We start from the raw sequence: 22,132 nt of genomic DNA, 5'->3' as shown, positions 1-22,132 counted from the left end.
GAAAAAACTCAAATGCAAGGTAGTTTCAACAAAAGTAAATGAAGATGAAAACAGGCTAAAATGTGAAAAAATAATAGTAGAGAGATCAAGAACCCTTTTTGCTGAAGTAGGTAGCGTATATTCTACCTTCATCAGTAAGCCACCAGATCTTCACGCTGCTTTTCCCTAATCCTGACGAGTTTTTAAGGGCACCTTTTTTACTCATGAGAAGCCCGTCTGCTTCCAGCATCTGGAGTTTATTGGTGATAGTCTGTGATGTCACTTTCAGTCCACCGGCTATCTCTCGATTTATGAATTTCTTCAACTCGTAATCACTGCATTCTTCTACGGGTTTTTTCAACTTTTTGTGCTCGTCCAGAAGGTACGATAGTATTTTCTTCGCCTGGTCTCCTATGTCGTAAAAGTAGCCGGAATTGGGGGACGGCAGGTCAACTTTTATGTCTCCGGAACCTTTTTCCTGGACGTAGAAAGCTTTGCAGTAGCACATGCAGGCGGCGTTCATTGCAGCAAGGGAGAGGAGCTTTGTCCCGCCGGTTACGTTTACTGCGACATCAGTTCCTTCGGGCTGTTCCTGTATCAGTTCTATGATCCTTATCAGGCATTCCTTGAAATTGAGGGGGTTTACTTCGTGAATCTCGACCTCCGCTCCGAAGTCCTCGATTGACTTTTTCAGTTCATAGGCTTTTCGGACGGGGTTGGAACGGGTTTTTCCTTGCTTGATTTCAGACTTTTCCATTACCTGTTCGAACGGCTTTCCGGGGACGAGTATTACTTTTTCCACGTTTTCCATCATTCGAAAACCGAGCTTTACAACACTTTCAGTTCCACCAACCGTAGCAATCAATACTGACATGCTTATCCTCCATATTCCCTGATTTCCCCTTGATTTCAGCCGAGAATTACACATTCCCGGTCCGTGTACAGGCCGGCATCAAACATTCTCCCGGCGGCGAGCATTTTTGAAAGGCATGCCCGGCAGACCGGAAGGATGAGTACCGAATCATGCTCTGTTTTGTTTTCATCGTTCAAGATATCTTCCATTTTATCCAGAATCGAGGCTGTTTTGTCGGCGTCCAGTTCCCCGAAGAACACGCTTTTCTGGACCCTGAAGAGGCCAAAGTCCTTGCAGGTCTCACAGACCCGGTAGCGAAGGGAATTGTCCGTGATATCGTAGATGAGCCAGAGAAGCACTTTCATCCCCCGTACACGAAAGGAGAGTAAGCCTCTTCCTCTCCGCAGATGAACTTCACGACTTCCCTCGCCTGCCGGAGTACCAGGCTGGAAAAGGAGTGCCGGTCTTTCCTGTAAGTGATTATTTTCGAAAGCCTTGAGCTCATGGCTTCGACCATCTTATGCCTCCCCGACCGGTCCAGGTAAAAGCCGTTTTCAACCGCTTTGAGTTCGTCGGGCTTTACTGCCTTTTTCGAGACAAGGGAGATTGCTGCCCTGTCAACCACGGGCTGCCTGAACTCTTCCATCAGGTCCAGAACCATGGAGGGCTTTCCCGGCCTGTCGGTATGCAGGAAACCCATGTAAGGGTCAAGCCCGGCAAGGACGCAGGCTTTTTCCACTTCGGTGTAGAGGATCCCGTATCCGTAGCTGAGCAGGGCATTGAAAAGGTCTTCCGGGGGCTGCTTTGTCCTTTTCCCTGAATATGCTTTTTCGGGAAGCACGGTCCCAAGGGCTCCGAAATATTCCCTGGAAGCTTCCCCTTCGATCCCGAAAAGCCTGTTTCTGGACATGTCGATGTCTCCGCCTTCGGGAAGCCCTGCACAGAGGGAAAGGATATGTTCGGCTGTCTCTTCCAGTTCCCTGTCTTCCCTGTTCCTTGCAAGGCTTTTTAGCAGATATGACTGGTTCCTGATCTTTGCCTCGATCATCCCCCTCATCAGCCGGGCTCCTTTTTCGCTGTCATACGCCCGCACCTGGCAGCGGTGGACCGCAGCAGAATTCTCGAATTTGCACGAATATGTCCTTGCAAAAGGCTTTCCGAACTTGTCCAGATAAATGATGTCTATGCCCTTTTTGACCGCAAGGTCAATTGCATCCGCAGTGATGGCAGCTCCCCTGTAAACCAGAATCTGGGTAACCTTGTCTGCCGAAAATTCCCATTTAACCGCCTTGTCCTTATTGTTCATTGTGACAAAGCGGTTTCGCTTCTTGTGCACATAAGTCCCGTATTCATCAATCACAACTCGCATCCTGGTAGTCCTCCTTTTAGAAAATCCGTTCTTTACTTTTCCTTATGCCTCCCCGTGCAAATATAGCGTCTTTCGATCAATTCGATGCGGAATCGAACAAACGGCTTCCGAATGCGATTTTCCTTCATGGAATAATCTAAATTGCCTATGAATTCAAAAAATATTCCAGGGTAATGCAGCCGTCAGGGTGTCATCCGGAGAACTCTTTAAAAAATGCTCTCAATTTCCAGTTTCCGGAACCTCAAGGTGCGAAATTCAGTTTCAACATCAATAGGCTTGAATGTACACAAAATGAACAGGTTGATTTCCGCTGATCTACCCCAAGTTCCTAAAGAAATTCACCCCAACGTACACAATTGTACATTGTTAAAATATAATATCAACATCAGTCAGTTCTTTTTCGAAAAATTAATATGCCGCTGATCCTTATATACTATAGTGTAACAGGGAGATCAGCGGAAATTGCCAAAATGGGTATGCGGAAAAAATTGCTCTATTTTGAAAACAAAGGCTTAATAGGGCTTTTTGAAACCCTGTTGCAAAACAGCTTCCAGCAAAACAAGGATTGAAACTGAAACAGGTCTTTATAATCATTCCCATTATAATCGAGGTTGCAAAACAGCTTCCAGCAAAACAAGGATTGAAACTATATTCGGCAATCCATCCGACAATTTTCTCGTCGTTGCAAAACAGCTTCCAGCAAAACAAGGATTGAAACTGATGTCTTTCATGGCATCGACGACTTTATCCTGCAGTTGCAAAACAGCTTCCAGCAAAACAAGGATTGAAACTTTTTTAGAGCTTTTGGCGTGAAGTCATATTCACTGTTGCAAAACAGCTTCCAGCAAAACAAGGATTGAAACTTCTGCCCATTCTTTAACACCAGGCACGAATAAAAAGTTGCAAAACAGCTTCCAGCAAAACAAGGATTGAAACTTTAGTGATTATTGTGATTACATCGTTGTCCAAAGTTGCAAAACAGCTTCCAGCAAAACAAGGATTGAAACGATATTGTACCTCCGCATATCCCCATGCTTTTTCTGTTGCAAAACAGCTTCCAGCAAAACAAGGATTGAAACTGTAAAACTTTGGAAGCATCAAAAATCTTTTTCTCTGTTGCAAAACAGCTTCCAGCAAAACAAGGATTGAAACCAATTTATCATCCTCTTTTTCTCTTTCTTTTTTGTTGTTGCAAAACAGCTTCCAGCAAAACAAGGATTGAAACTATGTAACCGATAGCGTCTATCTCTACCGGTTCTAATGTTGCAAAACAGCTTCCAGCAAAACAAGGATTGAAACGCCTGATCCCCTGCGCTGTAAGACTTCAAAGTTCTGTTGCAAAACAGCTTCCAGCAAAACAAGGATTGAAACTTTAATCTAATATCCTGAGCCATACTCCACTCCAGTTGCAAAACAGCTTCCAGCAAAACAAGGATTGAAACAAACTCTCACAAGGAAAGAATCCTCTGCTTTTTTAGTTGCAAAACAGCTTCCAGCAAAACAAGGATTGAAACTTCTAGCTCCTTGTGCACCCTTCCCATTGGGTGCCAATGTTGCAAAACAGCTTCCAGCAAAACAAGGATTGAAACCGTATTAAGTGACATTTTTTAGACCTCTCTCAACACGTTGCAAAACAGCTTCCAGCAAAACAAGGATCAATACGAAAAAAATGTCCTCACCATAGTATACTACTAACGACTCATGCCGCAAAGCAGCTCCAACATGCGGCAAGTCTGATTTTTTTCTCAAAAACTCTCTTTTGTCCGGCTGTATAATCTTAAAAAATTAACTCTGTTTTTTCAGACTAAAAAGCTGTGCTTCCGAAGCATAAGATAGGTTATCGAATCGTTGCGTATGCTATCGAATTCTTCGTCACCTGGGACATCAGGAGCAGGAGATGATTGGTGTTTAACCAATTAAAAAAGGAGGAGCGATGTGATATCCTGCAAACATGTAAGAGAGTCGCAGTTGAGATTTAAGAAATTTTGGGACGGGATTGTTGAGAAGCAGCCGGAAGGCCGGAAGAGGGTGTTGAAGCGTACGGGGACTTTTTGTAAGATCTGCTGGAGGGTTGTGCTATGGGCGAAGATTGTCGTCATCGCAGTCAAGCTGTTGCAGATCTCCAATTGAAGCTGTACCGGAAAGCGAGCAGCAGGAAGGAAAAGCGTTTCAAGCACCTGAAAAAGCTGCTCGTGAGAAAAGAGGTTCTGCATGCAGCCTGGGAGAACCTGAACAGGGACAGCAGTGCAGCAGGTGTGGATTTTCTTTCTATCAGGCAGGTCGAGGAGGCAGGCGTGGAAGAGTTTTTGCGGACTGTGAGAGAGGAGCTGAAAACGGAGAGGTACAGGGCTGAAAACGTGCGCAGAGTCGATATCCCGAAGGACAGCGGAGGCAAAAGGCATCTCGGGATCATGACTGTGAAGGACAGGCTTGTCCAGGGGGCGGTGAAGCTGGTGATCGAGCCTATCTTCGAGGCGGATTTCGAGGACTCTTCCTTTGGCTTTCGGCCCTGCAGGTCCACGAGACTTGCAAGCCTTGAGGTGTACAGGTGGCTGGAAACCGGAATGAACCGGGTGGTCAAAGGGGACGTGAAGGACTGCTTCGACAATATCCCCCATGAAAAGCTCATGGACTGCCTGAAAACAAGGATCGGGGACAAATATGTTCTGTCCCTCATCGAGTCCTGGCTGAAGGTAGGGGTTGTGAAGGGAGGCTCCGTATCCTATCCCGAAAAAGGAGTGCTGCAGGGAGGGGTTATCTCTCCCCTGCTCGTGAACATCTACCTCGATCAATTCGATAAGTGCTGGAAGCGGGAGGTTTTTGCAGGGGATGCGGGAGAGCCCGGGGAGCGGCTTGTAAGGTATGCGGATGATTTTGTGGTTCTTGGCAAGAACTGGGTGGAGTTCGCTCGCATAAGGAAAGTCCTTGCAGACCTGGACCTTGAAGTAAACAAGGAAAAGACCCTGATAAGCAATCTTGAAAAGGGGTTTGAATTCCTTGGCTATTACTTTCTGGAGGTCTCTTCCGAAGAGGGGCTTGAAGGGAAAATCCGGATAACTCCCACCGATGGCTCGGTCAGAAGGGTGATTGAAGCCATAGAAAAAGCAACGGAATTCAACCCACAGGCTCCAGAGCCCCTGGAATCTGTGCTTGAGGAGGTCCAGAAGGTTGTGTGCCCCTGGTACTATTATTACCGGCACACGGAGTACACCGAGGGGCTTGAGGAGATCCAGCGCTATTTCAACGCCCAGCTCCGTGAATATATAAGGAAGTCACGGGAACTGGAAGCTTCTACGGCGCAGGGTGAAGGAAGAAACGGAGGGGACTGGGGATGTAGAGGAGACGGGGGAGGTGGAGAAGGCGGAGAGGACAGGGGAGTTTCAAAAGCTTTTTAACCGGTCAACTCTTTTTTAATTTTGCACCTTAAAAAATTTCAGGCTATCCCGTGCTGGTCAACATGAAACTCAAAACCCTCGAAATGTCCTTCAAGTCCACAAAGGAATTCAAGGAAAACATCCTCTGCACCCGAGGCTTTTTCGCCACGAAATTCAACGAATACGTCCAGCTTCACAACCACAACACGGACAAATTCGTGTACGGTTATCCTACAATCCAGTACAAGGTGGTCGGGAAAAGGCCCCTCATCCTGGGCATAAACGAAGGAATCGATGTCCTGAAAGAGATCTTTGACGACTTTGACTCGGTCAGGCTGGGGGAAACCGAGTACGAGATAATCCAGCGGTCCATGACGATCAAGAACCAGGAATTCGGGCTTTCGGACAAGATCTACTTCTACGAGTTCCTTACCCCCTGGCTCCCCCTGAACCAGGAAAACCACGAAAAGTTCATGCAGCTCAAAACCCTGGAAGAGCAAAAAGAAATGCTCCGCAGAATCCTCACGGGAAACCTCCTTTCCATGTCAAAAGGCCTCGGCTACACCGTCCCCGACCGGATCAAATGCGACCTCGATGTAAGGGTAACAAATAGCGAGTACAAAGACGTAAACTTCCTCTCCTTCTACGGCGGTTTCATGGCAAACTTCTGCATCCCCGACTATATGGGAATTGGCAAATCCACAGCAATGGGCAGAGGCACCGTCCGAAAAATCCGCGTATACCGGGACAACTGAATCTCCCTTCCAGCTCTTTCTCCCCACTTTTTTGCAAAAATCCGATTTTGCACCATCAAATCTACAAATTTTCAGTAACTCAGCCGCCAGTAAACCTGTCTTCAAACCCAAACCCCAAAAATCACAAAGGAGTTTTCATTTCCGGACCCTCGAGGTGCGAAATTCAGTTTCAACATCAATAGGCTTGAATATACACAAAATGAACAGGTTGATTTCCGCGGATCTACCCCAAGTTTCTAAAGAAATTCACCCCAATGTACATAATTGTACATTCTTAGAATATAATATCAACATCAGCCAGTTCATTTTCGAAAAATTAATATGCCGCTGATCTTTATATACTATAGTGTAACAGGGAGATCAGCGGAAATTGCCAAAATGGGTATGCGGAAAAAATTGCTCTATTTTGAAAATAAAGGCTTAATAGGGCTTTTTGAAACCCTGTTGCAAAACAGCTTCCAGCAAAACAAGGATTGAAACTATGCCCTTCGTACAAGACCAGACCCAAAATATTTGTTGCAAAACAGCTTCCAGCAAAACAAGGATTGAAACTTTATTTCCTCATCAACGGAAACTTCTATTCCGGGTTGCAAAACAGCTTCCAGCAAAACAAGGATTGAAACTCTTTAATCTGAAAAAAGAATTTTGTGGAACCCAAAGTTGCAAAACAGCTTCCAGCAAAACAAGGATTGAAACACTAAATAAGGTTGCCCGCTACTGATAGCCATTTGGTTGCAAAACAGCTTCCAGCAAAACAAGGATTGAAACCTCCTCCGAACGCGGGGAAGAAGCAAATTCCTCCAGTTGCAAAACAGCTTCCAGCAAAACAAGGATTGAAACAAATTTCTGTCCCTTCTTCCATGTTTAGTGATTTGTTGCAAAACAGCTTCCAGCAAAACAAGGATTGAAACATAAATTTCTTTGCCGTCCCTAAGAACTACCAGAGTTGCAAAACAGCTTCCAGCAAAACAAGGATTGAAACCATTCGTCTTGATAATCTTGCTTTACTCACATAGCTCAAGTTGCAAAACAGCTTCCAGCAAAACAAGGATTGAAACTATATTCATACCCTACCACAAAAACCGCAGACAGTAGTTGCAAAACAGCTTCCAGCAAAACAAGGATTGAAACCTCGGTGTATTTTGATTCATCAGAGACGTCCAAATAGACAGTTGCAAAACAGCTTCCAGCAAAACAAGGATTGAAACATGTAAAGTATAACAAGATGTCATCTATATGGACAAGGTTGCAAAACAGCTTCCAGCAAAACAAGGATTGAAACTTCTAGAACCAAACGGTTCCAGTCATCTCTCTCTTGTTGCAAAACAGCTTCCAGCAAAACAAGGATTGAAACTATTTTTTAAAAGTGGCAGAGTAAACATGTAATAGCCAAGTTGCAAAACAGCTTCCAGCAAAACAAGGATTGAAGCCTTAAACGTGGATAAAGCAAGTATAAAAACAACAACTTTTTTTATATTTTTTCTGATTTTATATCTCAAAATTTCTGAAAATATTTAGAAATGTTTAAATATTCTATAACTAAACAATTCCATAATGTCTAAAAGTGACACCAATTCTGATTATCTTTTTCTGAAAATAGGAGCTCTGCTGCATGACATAGGGCATGTTGTGCCGGCTCCTGAAGGTGAGGCGAAAGGGCATGCTGAGAGGGGATTTGAGTTTCTCAGCTCGTTTGCGAACACCGAAGGCTTTTCTGCGTTTGCGAAGTATCACCATGCCCGATCGGTTGATGAAATTGTGGAGGAGGGGCTGAGCCAAAAATCCAGGAACCTTTTATGGATGGTGAGGGAAGCTTCCAGGCTTTCTTCAGGTAATGACGGTAGTGATGGAGAAGATGCCGCTGGAAAGCACCTTTTGAGGTCTGTTTTTTCGGGGATCTCGGGGATCAAGGAGGAGAAGGAGGGTAAGAAGTTTGAAGTTCCCATAAAGTACTATCCTTCCGTAAAACTTGACTCGAAGGCCTTTGTGTATCCCTGGTTAAAGGAAGACCTGCCTGCCCTGGCAGAGGAGGGATGTGGAGAGATATACAAATCTTTCAAGGATTTCTTTGGAAAACTCCTGGACCTCGACGAGAACCGGATTAACGAAGACCTCCTGTTGATGTTCCTTGAGCAGAACACTGCATTTATTCCGGCCGGTTCTGGTGCGAACAATGATATTTCACTTTTTGATCACCTCAAGACAACCTGTGCGATTGCTTCCTGCATGTACAGGCTCCATGAAAAGGAACTCGAAAAGGATCTTGTGAATGAAATTTCCGATTTGAAGGCTGAAAATTATCTGCTAATAGGTGGGGATGTTTCCGGAATCCAGGACTTCATATACCGTATTTCCTCTAAAGGGGCTATGAGGCTTCTCAGAGGACGGTCCTTTTATCTGGAGATGTTCTGCGAGGACATCGTACACGAGATAGTTGAAAGGCTCGGGCTTCCGAAGACAAACATTCTCTATTCCGGAGGCGGAAATTTTTACATTCTTGCTCCAAACACTGAGGATGCAAAAAATAAATTGAAAGAAATAGAAAATGACCTTTATGGAATAGAAAATAACCTGGAAGGAAAGGGTTCGGAAGGCTGGCTAATTGCCAACGGACTCAGTAGCAGCCTTTACGTGGCTCTTTCCTGTATTCCTTTCTGCGGGAAGAAGTTTGAAAATTTCAGCAAGATATGGATGGATATTAACCAGAAAAACTCATTGAAGAAGGCTCAAAAATATCAGTCGGCACTTGAAAAGAATCCTTCAAAAATACTGGAACTTGGAGACAAAGGCGATCCCTGTGATGCATGCAGGAAGAGAACTCCATATAAAGATCTGGAATCGGTTGATGAAGAGGATGTGGCATTTTGTCCCCTTTGCCGTGAACAGATGAAAATTGGAAGTGAACTGGCCAGGTTAGGTGATTCGTTCTACATATTAAAAACAAAGTACAGGGGCGAAGGCTTTTCCATACCATTCAGTACGATGAAGATTATGGATAAAGAGACAATGGGGACGGTCAGTAAGTCTTCCTCAGTATATGCTGTTAACAACTTTGATACAGGTGAAATAATTAACCTGATGAAAAGTAAAAAAATTCCTCCTGATATTCATGTTTCATCTTTGCCTATTGCTATTTACTGTGCCAAATCCGATGAAAAGGAAACTGACAGGCAACTCCTTACCTTTGAGCAGCTTGCGGATAAATCGGAGGGCTCGAAGAAGCTCGGTGCGGTCCGGATGGATGTTGACAATCTCGGAAAGATTTTCACATTAGGGCTTCCCGATAATCGGCGAACAATCACCAGGATATCCAGTTTATCTAGGATGATGAACTATTTCTTCAAAGGTTATCTAAACTTTCTCGGAGAATTTGATGAAGAAAATGTCTTGGACGTCTGCAACTGGCAGAGCAATTCGCCAAACCTTGTAAAGAGTAGAGACCCTTCACGTAATATCAGCATAGTCTATGCAGGCGGTGACGATCTTTTCATACTCGGAGCTTGGGATGACGTTTTTGAACTCTGTTTTGACATTCAAGGTTTGTTCCGCAAATATGTAGCTGAGAATCCGCACGTTACGATTTCAGCCGGATTTTCTATCTTCAATAATAAACACCCACTGTACCAGATTGCCAGAGTCTGCGGAAATAAAGAAGAATGTTCCAAAGATGAAGGCAGAAACAGGGTCTATCTCCTTAATAGGGGTGTGGGGAAGGATCATATTTTAGAGACGTTTAAAGAAATAAAAGATTTTGAAGAAATAAAAGACTCCCTTGAATGGGAAGACGCAAGGAAACTCTTCTCTAATTTTGAACCTTTTTTCTGGTACATCATGAAAGAAAAAGGAAATTCCTCCAAAACCATGGTGAGAAAGCTTCTCGATGCGAGAGAAATGTATTGTAAAGATCCTGAAAAAGCCAACTGGGTTATCCAGTTACATTATTTTGTTTCACGGAATAAAGACCTGAAGAAAATCCTTGATAAAAATAACAAACTAAGAAAATATTTCTATTCTGTTCCTGACGAAAAAGTGAATCCGATTTATGATATCGATCTGCCTCTGAATATTTTGGATCTACGGGGAAGGAAGGTGAATTAATGAGTGAAGATAATGAACTTTCAAACTTACTTAAAATAGGAAGATTAATCGAGCTGTGTAATGTGGCAAAAAATTCTGATTCATGGATGATTAACAAGTGGTACGAAAAGGAAGAAAGGGTGTACATCCGGCCGTTAATGTCAGGTTCAGATATTGATTCTTCCAAAATTCTGAACGCTTCCTGCATAATGGGCATTAAACTTTCAAAAGACAAAATCACATTCACCCAGCTACGCAGGTTGCTTACCGGCTTCCAGATAGTTAAAGAGAAAACAAAAATAGAGAAAACAAAAACGTCTGGAATCAAGCCTGCCGATATTTCAAAATTAAAACTTAACCTTGCATACATAACAGCTCGTAATTCTAATCTTACAAGGTTGACAGACCTCCTTGATTCCATGCTTGACAACGAAAGATTCCCGGAAAACACGGATTTGAATAATAAACAGTTCGAGCTGGTTGTGACGCTGCTTGAAGGTGTAATAGCATATCACAAACTTGCAGGGGGGCGTGATTAAATGAGTGAAGAACCTATGAAACTCAAATTTCTTGGAAAGATTAAGATCACAGGTGATATGATAGTAGTTACCGGTATGCACATCGGGGCTTCTAAAGAAACGGTAAAGATTGGAGGTATCGACAGTCCCGTAGTCCGGGATCCGCTAACAGATCTTCCATATATTCCTGGCAGTTCATTGAAAGGAAAACTAAGAAGCCTCTCCGAAAAGGCCCTGGAAAAAGACCTCGTTAGAATAAGCAGTAAGCCCGATATCAATGTGCATGTCTGCACGGACAAACACTGTGAAATCTGCAGACTTTTCGGGAGCAGTAAAAAAGATGAGGATACTAAAGATCAAAAGAATATTCCCAGCCGTTTAATTGTCCGGGACATGCTCCTTTCAAATGACAAGGAACTGTTAAATATTGACACCGGTCTCCCCTACACTGAGTGGAAGTTTGAAAACAGCATCGATCGGATAAGTTCGGCAGCAAACCCGAGGCAGATCGAAAGGGTTCCGGCAGGAGCCAGATTCGAGTTCGAACTTGTTTATGATGCCGAAGAAGAAGCTGAGCTTGAAGAAGACATCACAAGAATCCAGATGGCTTTGAAATTGCTCGAACAGGATGCTCTTGGTGGCCACGGTTCAAGAGGTTATGGAAAGGTAAAATTTGAAAATATAAGGTATACCGGATATCCAAAGAAATACTACATTTCCGGTGATGAGAGTCTCATTCTGGAAAACAAGTCAGAAGAAGAGATAATCTCAGTAGAAGATATAATAAGCAGCTTCACAGGGGAAAAGAATGCCTGAGAACGTCAAGATTGTAAAGCTTAATTTCACTTCCCCCCTGCATATCGGAGAAATTGGAATCGGGCTTGAGGAAAGCAGTCTTGTACTGCACTCGGACACCATATTCAACGCAATCTGCAACGCTCTTGCAAAACTCTATGGAAGAAAATGGGTAACAGATTTTCTCAAGAATTTTGAAACCGAACCCCTTTTCAGGATCTCTTCAGGTTTTCCCTTCGCAGATAAAATCCTTTATTTTCCTAAACCTATGAGCAGGGCGAATATTGATGAAGACTTACTTCAGGATTATTCTAAAAAATTAAAAAAGACCAGTTATCTAACTAAAGATTTTTTTGAAAAATGGATTGCAGAAAAGGAATTATCGGAAAATGACCTCAAAGAAATCACGGAAAACGAAGCTGCAAAAGAGTGTGAAGATTCAGGATTTGGAACGGGATTACTTCTTCCTAAGGTGTCCATAAGTAGAGATAGCGCAGAATCCAGTATCTACTTCCTTGGTTCATTTTGTTTTAAAAAGGATTCAGGGATCTGGTTCATCCTTGAATGTGCAAACAAAGAATTGGAAAACAGAGTGCTTTCAGCACTGCGTTTACTCCAGCATGATGGAATCGGCGGAAAGAGAACATGGGGATACGGAAATTTTTCTCTTGAGGAAGAAGAAATTCATTTGGAACTGCCGGATTCAGATGCCCATCTTCTTCTATCCCTCTTCTATCCAAACGATAGTGAGGACCCAACAACCGATGAGAAACAACTTTTTTCTGATAAAAATGCAAGGTGGGGCTTTTCTTTAAGAGGAGGCTACGCTTACCCCTACGGCTCCGGAAATTCCTCTCAGAAAGCTCAGAGGCTTTTCATAAAGGAAGGGTCCATATTTGAAAAAAAGCCTGAAGGCAAACTGATCAAAGACGATTCAGACCTGGAAGAAATCAAAAACATATACCATTATGGGTTTGCCTATTCGATCCCAATAAGTATCAGTGGGGATGAAAAAGCATGAAATGCAGTATGAAACTTTTATCTCCCCTGCATGTTGGGAATGGTAACGAACTGAAAATGGTCGATTTTCACCTGAATAAGAGAAAAGGGATAATCAAATTCATAAATTTTGAAAAATTCATTGAACACTGCATCAAGGAAAATATAGACCTCAAAGAGGAGATGCAAAATCGTAGATATTACACAGGCAGGGATTTTTCCATAACCAGATTTATGAATGTAAACAATATCGATCCCAATGCTTTTACATCCTATGCCGTTGATGCAAAAATTGAAACGCGAAGTCGAGAATCCGAGTTTGCTATCAAGGAGTTCGTAAAATGCGGAGGACCGTATTTACCGGGTTCATCCATAAAAGGAGCAATCAGGACAGCATTATTGTGGAAGAGCCTGACAGAAAGGCCTGACGGAGTTGAGATTGTCCAGAATGGCCTGAAGCCCTGGTTAAAGAAGCATAGAATTTCCGGCAGGGACTTAAAATCTCTTGATGACAATATTTCAAAAATCGTGTTTGGAAAGGATACACATTCGGATATACTTCGCGTAATGAGACCCTCAGATACAATTATTGCAGGAAAAAATCATTTAGAGGTTTCAGAAATCAAAATAGTTGGGAACTCACAGGAAATCCCCGTGTATGTTGAGAACTTGAAAGCTGGCTCTGAACTATTTTTCGATCTTGTTTTTGATGAATATTTGCTTAACCAGAATAAAGGGAAACCAGACTTCAAAAACCATCCCTGTGCAAAATACATGAATGTCCAGGCAATTTGCAAAGCTTGCAATGAATTTTCAAAGAATGTTCTCGAAAAACATCTGGAATATATGTGGGAAAATTACAATTGTGACAGTACAATTGATGAGTTTGATATGTTATGGAATGAAGTTTTAAAATGTGAAGAAAATGAAGCAATTTTGCATATCGGCTGGGGTGGAGGCTGGTACAGTACAACCATAGGTTTGATCTTAGATTCTTTTCCTAATTTTACAAGTTCGTTAGAAAAAAGTTCAAATCATCGAAAACACACTGAAAATTCTATAAGAGAACATTTACAACTTGGCAGAAAACCAGGAACAAATAAATATTCATCCAACTTTCCAAAAACAAGGAGATTAACAATTGAAGGCAAACCTCTAGGATGGGTGAAATTATCATTTAAACATTTAGACTCCTCATTTGAACAGGTGAATTGAAATGACTGGAAGTCATCATCCAGAATTTAAGTATTTGAATCTTCCCAAAGTTTTTATTTGTTATAGTCATGAAGATGAAATATGGAAAAATAGGCTTCTTGCCAACCTCAAAATATTAATTAATAGGCATATACTTGATTGCTGGCATGATGATAACATTCATGGGGGAGAATGTATTTCTGAGAAGATTTTTGAGGCCATTGACAATTCAAGCATAGCTATTCTTCTGCTTTCCCAATACTTTCTTGGCTCTGATTTTATCCAAGATAAAGAAATTCCTAGAATTTTGAAAAGACATGAATTGGGATACATTCACATTTATCCTATTATAGTAAGGCACTGTAATTGGAACCAATTCGACTGGCTTTCAAATAATAATATCATGCCTAACTACGCTACTCCACTTTCCGATGGTAATGATAATTCAATTGATCGTGAATTTGTGAAAATTATAGATGATATTGAGGAAGTTTGTAAAAATCTAAAAAAAAATCTTAAATTTGAAGACAAATGTAAAGATGTTGATAATGGAGGCAATCTTAGATGTAGTTCAAATTCCAAATTTATTCAAAAAGGTCCTATGGATCCTAAGGAAACAGCAGTTTTAATTGCAAAAATTGGAATCACAGACTTAGGTGAAAATGGTAATCAGTTAAATATTCCGGATAAAAAGCCTAATGATGACAAAACAGTTCAAAAAAGAAAGGAGTATTATAAAAAAAAAGAGAAAATCATTCAAACATCTGAACATCACTGTGACTCTAAGCTCCATAATTTTTCTGAAATCCCCAAAGTTGTGGAAAATTCTATATTTGAATATTTTAAAAGTCTATTAGAATCTAATAATTTTTACGATTTTAACCTTTTACTATTGGATCCACTTATAGAATATGTCAAAAAAAATTATAACATTAAAGAAATCGTTATTTTTTACATTGAAGAATCAGCTCAACAGACACATGGTAAATTTATCGCTCACATAATTAAAAAAATACTATGTTTAAAAAAATATAGTTTTAATGAATTTGAAATAAAAGTAGAACCTATTCCTAATTTTGATGAAGAAAAAACAATTAATCGATATAGGAATGAAATCGAAAAAATACCCCATGATATCGATAACATTCTTTTTTCACTTGTTGGGGGAGCATCTAGGCAGAATACTCCGGGTGTTCTCCAATCAATAGATTTTTTCCCAGCAAAAACAAAACTGATATTAAAACAGAACCAGGAAAATAAAATATTTGTGTATGATATATATGAAAGAGCCCTTGAATCTACGATTAAATCGACGTGTTTAGAGGGATACCTAAAATGCACACAAAACAATGAAATCTTACGTTGTATATTATTGTCAAAAATTAAAATCATTGAGAAATTAATCACTGATGATACTAGAAATTCTAGTAAATCTGAAGATAAATTCACCAAAAGCTTACTTCTCAATGATTTAGGAAAACTTCTTTTAGAAATGAAGTTGACCTATGAAGCGAAAGAAAATTTTGAAGAAGCATTACAAGTTTTGCGACAATTAACTACTGATTATCCAGAAAATCCTGAATATGCATCTCCTGAATACAGATATTTCAATGCAAAAATTCTTTTCAATCTCGGGGAAACTTTTTTGGATGAAAATAAATTTGTAGTCGCAAAGTCAAATTTTGAGGGATCTTTGGAGATTTCAAAAGAATTATTGAATATTTACCCCCATAAATTTAACTTTCAGTCACTTCTCTTAGAAACTATCATCAAACTCGTTGAAATTCATCTCGAAATCGGTGAAGAATCTTCTAACAATGAGGAATGTCTAACCCATGCACTAAAATTATGTGACGAATATAAAAAGTTTGGCGGTGCAAACAACTTTGAAGATAATTGGAAAATCATTATTGAATATAAACTAAAAGCACTTTTGAGTTTATCTTTGGTAAGAGCAAAAAAATCTGAAAAAGAAGATGTTCTTGAAATATATGAAAACTGCATAGCTTCAATAGAAAAGCTAAAAAATAATACAAGTGACGAGAAGATAATTAAGCTTTGTAATTCAATATATCATTATTTACAAGGCAAAAAAATATTATCAGAAGCAATGGGTTGCAATCCGCCAAATTTCAGTTATGTCGAGAAATCCATCGAAAGTTTCAAAATTGCTATGGATACATCCAAAGGCAATGAGCAGAGCGTGTTGGCCAATGAAATTTTCGAAAAATCTAACGCATGTTTCCAAATATATTCTCTTTTTCTTGAGTTCAGAAATACACAGAGAACTGGATACGAAGTTTCTTTTAACAAACATGCAACTATTGAAAAAGATAACTTGATGTTTTCTATTATAGACAGATTTCCAAACGAATTAGGAATTAAGGAAACAAAAGGTTATCTTGAAGATGTTGTGAGACTTTGGTCTGAAAAAGACCCTTCAAAGAGAAAAGAAAAATTGGCTATCATCAATACTTCAATAGAAGAGATTAGACAAATAAAGTTTAGAAAAATTGTAAGGGTTTTATTCGATGAAGCTAAAGAAATTTTAATGATGATTCCAACAACTGAAAAAAATGTATTGAGTATCTCTACAGAAGCTACTGAAAAAAAGGAATCATATGTTTCCAATTATTCTCACATTAATTCAAAAGAAATAAAACAGGACAATATGCCACACAATATGGAAGTTTGTAGAATTGGTGCAGTTCAAATTGATTTTGATCTTACAGAAAGCTTCCCTCCAGAAATAACCGAGAAGCAAAAAACAAAGACAAAGATCTTACAAACCCTTGATATAGCACAACGAGAAAAAGTTAATATTGTATGTCTTCCAGAACTCTGCATGTGTGAAGAGTGTTTATCCGAAATAGAGAATCGATATTCTGATATGATTGTGATAGCTGGAAGTTATTACGATAAAGAAGGTCACAATGTCTGCAGGGTTGTTATGGATTCTGACCGGAACATTCTACCTGCTCAATTTAAAATAACACCCTCAGTTTTTGAGGACTCCAGCATATGCGGATCGGGAATGGTACCGGGTGAAAAAACTAACATTTACGATGAAACACCGTTTGGTAAATTTGCCGTGTTGATTTGCAGGGATTTTGGCAATTACTATGACAGTCTAAGAAATAAAACCGATATATTATTTGTTCCCTCATATAATTCTGCCAGTGACAGGTTCCACCAGCTTGCTCACTCACATGTAAGCGACAGTTTAGCATATGTAGTGATTGCAAATGCATCAAATAAAGGTGGCACCTCTATCTTTGGACGAATGGCTCACAAGCATTTCCCTAAGCTCGTAAAAATGGGATACAAAGAGGAAAATGATCAATCTTTTAAATTGTGTGAATTAAAGAAAAATGAAGAAGGGATAATCATTGCAGATTTCAATCTACGTTACAAATCCATTCCAACGATCTTAACAATGGACCCCTCCGAAGAGCATCATCCAGTCAAATACATAAAAGTATTCAATCTTGAAGGAAAACCCTTGATTATGGGTAAAAATACACTTTGAGGCAGATCAAACATGAAAACAGCTGTCCTGCTCGCCAACATAGGCAATAGTGATCTTGGTATAGGAGAAGAATCGATTTTCAGCCGCAAAAACGCTTCCTTTACAGGGAACGTATATGAAGATAGCAAAAAGCTTTGGGAATCCGGAAACTATGAAAATCTCGACCTTCCTATTCTGGACCCCACCATCAGGAAAATCAGGGAATCTTTCGACATTCAGGAAATCATCCTTTTCGGAACTGAGCAAGCCACGCATAAGAATCAGGACACGATCTATATTGCTTCAATCGCAAAGGAGATTATTTGTAAGCGCTACAATTTTGATGAAAAGAAGGTTAAAGTCTCAGTAATCTTCGAAAACCCCACTGATTATAAGGGGCTTATGAGGTTCTATCAGCAGGTAGCCAGAAATATTCTGGAAGCAGACCAGGTATTTGTATCAACCACAGGTGCCACGCCTCAGCTTAACATCTCTTTGACGCTCCAGATATCCCGCAAATTTGGAGAAAAGGTAAAAATTGCATATAAGCCACGCTATGGAAATGAAGCATTTATATCCGATACGATTTTTGAAGAAAAGAAAGAAGTCGCCAGGATAGGCACTGCCCAGATAAATTTTGACCTTACAGAATCATTTCCACCGGAAATCAAAGATAAAGAGATTACCAGAGAAAAAGTCTTCAAGGTTCTTGATACCGCTTCCACTAAAAAAGTTGACATTGTATGTCTGCCTGAACTGTGCGTTTGTGAGGATTGGCTTTCAGAAATCGAAAAACGATATCCTGAAATGATTATAATTGCAGGTAGCTATTATGATGAAGAAGGGCATAACGTATGCCGTGTGGTTATGGATTCAAGTAGGGATCTACTTCCTCCCCAGTTCAAAATAACTCCTTCTGAATTTGAAGATTCCAGCGTGTGTGGCGTTGGTATGATGGCGGGAGATAAAATCAACACCTATGACGAAACTCTTTTTGGAAAATTTGCAGTGCTGATTTGCAGAGATTTCGGTGATTTATGTTCAGATTTTAAGAGAAGGTTAGATATTGATATGCTATTTGTTCCTTCATTCAATTCTGCCAATGGAAGGTTCCATCAAATTGCTCACGAACATGTAGTAAACAGCCGTTCATATGTTATCATGTCAAACACAGCAAAAAAAGGTGGAACAGCAATTTTTGGGAGAATGAAGGACAGCTATTTCCCAGGACTGGTAAGCAAAGGATACAAGCAAAAAGACGATAAAACTTTCAAGCTATGCGAATTAAATGAAGGAGTGGAAGGAATGATTATTGCAGATTTTAATCTTGTGTATAAGTTTTTTTCCAAGCCCACACCTATGAATCCAGATGTGGCACCACTTCCGGTGAGTCATATAAATGTAGTAAGTCTTGAAGGAAAAAGTCTTGAAGGAAAAAGCCTTGAAAGAAAAAACCTTGAAGAAAAAAGTCTTGAAGAAAAACTTATGAGTGTAGATAATAATAAACTTGAGGTTAGCCAGACATGACAACAGCTTTTTTTGCTTACGAATATAGGCAGTAGTATGATCTCAGTATATGAGAATATTCAATCTTCGGCCCCAAAAATACTTCATTTACAGGGAAGGAGAAGACGGAATAATCATTGCCGGTTTTAACCTTGTCCATAAATATTTCGCAACACCCACGCCCATTGACCCTGATAAAGCCCCAGATCCAGTCAAAAACATAGATATCAAGCTGATCTGATCTTTTCTTCCCTTTATTTTCTTCCTTGTCCTTAAAAAGGTGTTAAAAGCCCTTTTTCAGGATATTCTCGAGGTAAGAATTGTATTGGGGACAAAAGGATTCATTCCTTATGGGAATAAGTCGGTACTAATCAATCAACTCACATCCAGGTATCCTCCCTTCAGGAAAATCCGTCCTTGGATCTACTTTATGCCTTCGCTGTGGAGATCTCGGCTTCCACTCAATCAGACTCAACTTTCAAAGATGTTGGTTGAATGACCCTCATGCTAGTGAAAATGTATAGTCCCCATAATACAATAATTGAAAACTGGTCCTAATGATTGTGAAAAAAGATAATCCATATGTTTGAATATGGTTTAATCTATTGCTTTTGACCTATTTAGGACAATTTGCTTGACAAATGAGACATATTCATACTAATAACTCCGCTAAATTGCCATAATATGTGAGAAATTATTACAAAAATGCCAGATTTGAAGGTGAAATATAGTCCCCCCTTCAAAATATTGTTATGTCGTGTGGGCTTTACTCACATCGGTTTTGAAACTTAAAAATTGATGAAAGTTATGCAAAATCGCAATTTGTAGGACCAGTTTTATGTATTATTGGTAGTTGTGCTGTATGTTGATGTCGTTTTTGCTCTATCTTTGAAAGTCAAGTCAGAGGGGAAATTGAAGCGATGGCTTCTGAATACGATTGATCTTTATGAAATAATTTTTATTGCATGTGAATTCAAAAAATATGTCAAGGTACTGCGGCTGTAAGGGTGTCATCTGGAGAACTCCTTAAAAAATGGTCTCAATTTCCAGTTTCCAGACCCTCAAGGTACGAAATTCAGTTTCATAATCAATAGGCTTGAATGTACACAAAATGAACAAGTTGATTTCCGCTGATCTACCCCAAGTTCCTAAAGAAATTCTACTCAACGTACATAATTGTACATTATTAAAATATAATATCAACATCAATCGGTTCATTTTAGAAAAATTAATATACCGCTGATCTTTATATACCATAGTGTAACAGGGAGATCAGCGGAAAATGCCTAAATGGGTATGCGGAAAAAATTGCTCTATTTTGAAAACAAAGGCATAATAGGGCTTTTTGAGACCCTGTTGCAAAACAGCTTCCAGCAAAACAAGGATTGAAACAAATTTTTGTTGGATCATGCAATCTCATTAGTGCCGTTGCAAAACAGCTTCCAGCAAAACAAGGATTGAAACATAACTTATTGGTCTGAATCCTCTCAAGGCTTCCCCCTGTTGCAAAACAGCTTCCAGCAAAACAAGGATTGAAACTGACATATTCATTGTCTTCCGTCCCACATTTAGGACGTTGCAAAACAGCTTCCAGCAAAACAAGGATTGAAACTTAGATTTTAATTGTTTTTTATTTGATAAGCCCCTGTCGTTGCAAAACAGCTTCCAGCAAAACAAGGATTGAAACAATATAACAGAAAAGAACAAAATTGGCACCAATCGTTGCAAAACAGCTTCCAGCAAAACAAGGATTGAAACCAAAACAAACAATCATCTTGCCTTTGCCATATCCATTGCCTTGTTGCAAAACAGCTTCCAGCAAAACAAGGATTGAAACTTACATTCCTCGCATTACTTTTCCTTGCCTCTTCTGTTGCAAAACAGCTTCCAGCAAAACAAGGATTGAAACTTTACTTTTCGTATTGCCTGGGCTAAGCCAAATCGAGTTGCAAAACAGCTTCCAGCAAAACAAGGATTGAAACTTTTAGAACCGAGACTGCTTCTTTTTCGGACTCGCCAGTTGCAAAACAGCTTCCAGCAAAACAAGGATTGAAACACGTAAAGAGCGATTTTAAAGATGTCTTTCGGTCCGTTGCAAAACAGCTTCCAGCAAAACAAGGATTGAAACATTTTGTTTTTTTGTTTTCAATGCCAGAAAGTAACTGTTGCAAAACAGCTTCCAGCAAAACAAGGATTGAAACATCACCTCTTCAGGTGACTGTTGGGATTCAGTCACATTTTGTTGCAAAACAGCTTCCAGCAAAACAAGGATTGAAACCCGTGATGCCCGTATCCTTTGCTGAAGTATGTGGGTTGCAAAACAGCTTCCAGCAAAACAAGGATTGAAACACAACTATTACATAATAGTAATATCTGTCAATCCTCCCGTTGCAAAACAGCTTCCAGCAAAACAAGGATTGAAACTGTCGCTTGTTTAAGAAGCTCTTGTGCATCTTCCTTGGTTGCAAAACAGCTTCCAGCAAAACAAGGATTGAAACAACGCAATCTATAGCCAGTAATTAAAGAAGGAAAAGGTTGCAAAACAGCTTCCAGCAAAACAAGGATTGAAACACGAATTGAGTACATTAAACACGCCGAAGAGGATAGTTGCAAAACAGCTTCCAGCAAAACAAGGATTGAAACCCACTTGCAGATATACATACTCCGCTCGCCACCAAAGTTGCAAAACAGCTTCCAGCAAAACAAGGATTGAAACATTATAACCAAGAGGCCACAAGAGATTGCTTCCTTAAGTTGCAAAACAGCTTCCAGCAAAACAAGGATTGAAACCGAGGATACCAAGAACAAAGCACCCATAACTACGACGTTGCAAAACAGCTTCCAGCAAAACAAGGATTGAAACGCCTATATACCCTTCTTCATTTACGACGAGTTCTGCCTCAGTTGCAAAACAGCTTCCAGCAAAACAAGGATTGAAACTAATAATTTAAAATTGTGATAGATTAATTATTTATCGTTGCAAAACAGCTTCCAGCAAAACAAGGATTGAAACGCTTAAGCCACACAATTGGTGGCGAGGTTTTCGTCGTTGCAAAACAGCTTCCAGCAAAACAAGGATTGAAACACTTCTCACCTTTCCTTAATCTACTTCTATCATCATGATGTTGCAAAACAGCTTCCAGCAAAACAAGGATTGAAACTAATTTGGGGGGGTTCATTTCTTAACTCCTTTATGAGTTGCAAA

12 protein-coding genes and 3 CRISPR repeat arrays (1 of these 15 cut by a window edge) are annotated in these 22,132 nt (G+C 40.1%); of the genes, 9 read left to right on the top strand and 3 right to left on the bottom strand.

Annotated features, from left to right (window positions below; translation table 11 throughout):
- Positions 1–85 precede the first annotated feature (85 nt).
- Genes MSMTP_RS15610 through cas1 form a run of 3 tightly spaced genes read right to left on the bottom strand, consistent with a single transcriptional unit; the run spans position 86 to position 2,201 of the window.
- Positions 86–853: a DUF6293 family protein gene (locus MSMTP_RS15610; protein ID WP_048181325.1), complete on the bottom strand. Its 768-nt coding sequence runs from the start codon at positions 851–853 to the stop codon at positions 86–88.
- Between the two features lie 35 nt (positions 854–888).
- Positions 889–1,191 carry a CRISPR-associated endonuclease Cas2 gene (gene cas2 / locus MSMTP_RS15605; RefSeq protein WP_197076101.1) on the bottom strand — a complete coding sequence of 101 codons (303 nt, stop codon included), beginning with the start codon at positions 1,189–1,191 and terminating at the stop codon, positions 889–891.
- A gap of 2 nt (positions 1,192–1,193) precedes the next feature.
- Positions 1,194–2,201, bottom strand: a complete 1,008-nt coding sequence (gene cas1, locus MSMTP_RS15600; RefSeq protein WP_052718431.1) for a CRISPR-associated endonuclease Cas1 — start codon at positions 2,199–2,201, stop codon at positions 1,194–1,196.
- Between the two features lie 535 nt (positions 2,202–2,736).
- A CRISPR array of direct repeats spans positions 2,737–3,863; the repeat unit is 37 nt; unit sequence GTTGCAAAACAGCTTCCAGCAAAACAAGGATTGAAAC.
- Between the two features lie 416 nt (positions 3,864–4,279).
- Here cas1 and ltrA point away from each other — a divergent pair.
- The 9 genes from ltrA to MSMTP_RS15555 all read left to right on the top strand — a co-directional run bounded on the left by ltrA (position 4,280) and on the right by MSMTP_RS15555 (position 18,948).
- Positions 4,280–5,596, top strand: a complete 1,317-nt coding sequence (gene ltrA / locus MSMTP_RS15595) for a group II intron reverse transcriptase/maturase (RefSeq protein ID WP_082090661.1) — start codon at positions 4,280–4,282, stop codon at positions 5,594–5,596.
- 62 nt (positions 5,597–5,658) lie between these two features.
- Positions 5,659–6,330, top strand: coding sequence for a CRISPR-associated endonuclease Cas6 (locus MSMTP_RS15590; protein ID WP_048183797.1), 672 nt, complete (start codon positions 5,659–5,661; stop codon positions 6,328–6,330).
- A 443-nt stretch (positions 6,331–6,773) separates the two neighbouring features.
- Positions 6,774–7,760: direct repeats of the CRISPR family, unit length 37 nt; unit sequence GTTGCAAAACAGCTTCCAGCAAAACAAGGATTGAAAC.
- 124 nt (positions 7,761–7,884) lie between these two features.
- Positions 7,885–10,428 (top strand): type III-A CRISPR-associated protein Cas10/Csm1, encoded by a 2,544-nt coding sequence (cas10, locus tag MSMTP_RS15585; RefSeq protein WP_048181322.1) that lies wholly within the window; start codon positions 7,885–7,887, stop codon positions 10,426–10,428.
- Entirely contained in the window at positions 10,428–10,946 is a 519-nt protein-coding gene (gene csm2 / locus MSMTP_RS15580; RefSeq protein ID WP_048181320.1) for a type III-A CRISPR-associated protein Csm2, read from the top strand. The genes cas10 and csm2 overlap by 1 nt, the downstream gene beginning before the upstream one ends.
- Positions 10,947–11,741: a type III-A CRISPR-associated RAMP protein Csm3 gene (gene csm3, locus MSMTP_RS15575; RefSeq protein WP_052718428.1), complete on the top strand. Its 795-nt coding sequence runs from the start codon at positions 10,947–10,949 to the stop codon at positions 11,739–11,741.
- On the top strand, positions 11,734–12,741 hold the full coding sequence (csm4, locus tag MSMTP_RS15570; RefSeq protein WP_048181317.1) for a type III-A CRISPR-associated RAMP protein Csm4: 1,008 nt from the start codon (positions 11,734–11,736) through the stop codon (positions 12,739–12,741). Before csm3 ends, csm4 begins: the two co-directional genes overlap by 8 nt.
- Positions 12,738–13,934, top strand: coding sequence for a type III-A CRISPR-associated RAMP protein Csm5 (gene csm5, locus MSMTP_RS15565; protein WP_048181311.1), 1,197 nt, complete (start codon positions 12,738–12,740; stop codon positions 13,932–13,934). Before csm4 ends, csm5 begins: the two co-directional genes overlap by 4 nt.
- A gap of 1 nt (position 13,935) precedes the next feature.
- Positions 13,936–17,442, top strand: a complete 3,507-nt coding sequence (locus tag MSMTP_RS15560; RefSeq protein WP_048181308.1) for a TIR domain-containing protein — start codon at positions 13,936–13,938, stop codon at positions 17,440–17,442.
- A gap of 12 nt (positions 17,443–17,454) precedes the next feature.
- Positions 17,455–18,948 (top strand): hypothetical protein, encoded by a 1,494-nt coding sequence (locus tag MSMTP_RS15555; RefSeq protein ID WP_048181305.1) that lies wholly within the window; start codon positions 17,455–17,457, stop codon positions 18,946–18,948.
- Between the two features lie 1,334 nt (positions 18,949–20,282).
- A CRISPR array of direct repeats spans positions 20,283–22,132; the repeat unit is 37 nt; unit sequence GTTGCAAAACAGCTTCCAGCAAAACAAGGATTGAAAC; it runs 1,135 nt beyond the window's last position.

It is taken from the genome of Methanosarcina sp. MTP4 (genome assembly GCF_000970045.1).
Lineage (GTDB): Archaea > Halobacteriota > Methanosarcinia > Methanosarcinales > Methanosarcinaceae > MTP4.
The sequence above is the reverse complement of the archived record's forward strand: the minus strand, read 5'-3'. Positions and strand labels throughout refer to the sequence as shown.

Coding starts and splice junctions, on each gene's coding strand:
- MSMTP_RS15610 (WP_048181325.1), bottom strand. CDS start 853: ATGTCAGTATTGATTGCTACGGTTGGTGGAACTGAAAGTGTTGTAAAG.
- cas1 (WP_052718431.1), bottom strand. CDS start 2,201: ATGCGAGTTGTGATTGATGAATACGGGACTTATGTGCACAAGAAGCGA.
- ltrA (WP_082090661.1), top strand. CDS start 4,280: ATGGGCGAAGATTGTCGTCATCGCAGTCAAGCTGTTGCAGATCTCCAA.
- MSMTP_RS15590 (WP_048183797.1), top strand. CDS start 5,659: ATGAAACTCAAAACCCTCGAAATGTCCTTCAAGTCCACAAAGGAATTC.
- cas10 (WP_048181322.1), top strand. CDS start 7,885: ATGTCTAAAAGTGACACCAATTCTGATTATCTTTTTCTGAAAATAGGA.
- csm2 (WP_048181320.1), top strand. CDS start 10,428: ATGAGTGAAGATAATGAACTTTCAAACTTACTTAAAATAGGAAGATTA.
- csm3 (WP_052718428.1), top strand. CDS start 10,947: ATGAGTGAAGAACCTATGAAACTCAAATTTCTTGGAAAGATTAAGATC.
- csm4 (WP_048181317.1), top strand. CDS start 11,734: ATGCCTGAGAACGTCAAGATTGTAAAGCTTAATTTCACTTCCCCCCTG.
- csm5 (WP_048181311.1), top strand. CDS start 12,738: ATGAAATGCAGTATGAAACTTTTATCTCCCCTGCATGTTGGGAATGGT.
- MSMTP_RS15560 (WP_048181308.1), top strand. CDS start 13,936: ATGACTGGAAGTCATCATCCAGAATTTAAGTATTTGAATCTTCCCAAA.
- MSMTP_RS15555 (WP_048181305.1), top strand. CDS start 17,455: ATGAAAACAGCTGTCCTGCTCGCCAACATAGGCAATAGTGATCTTGGT.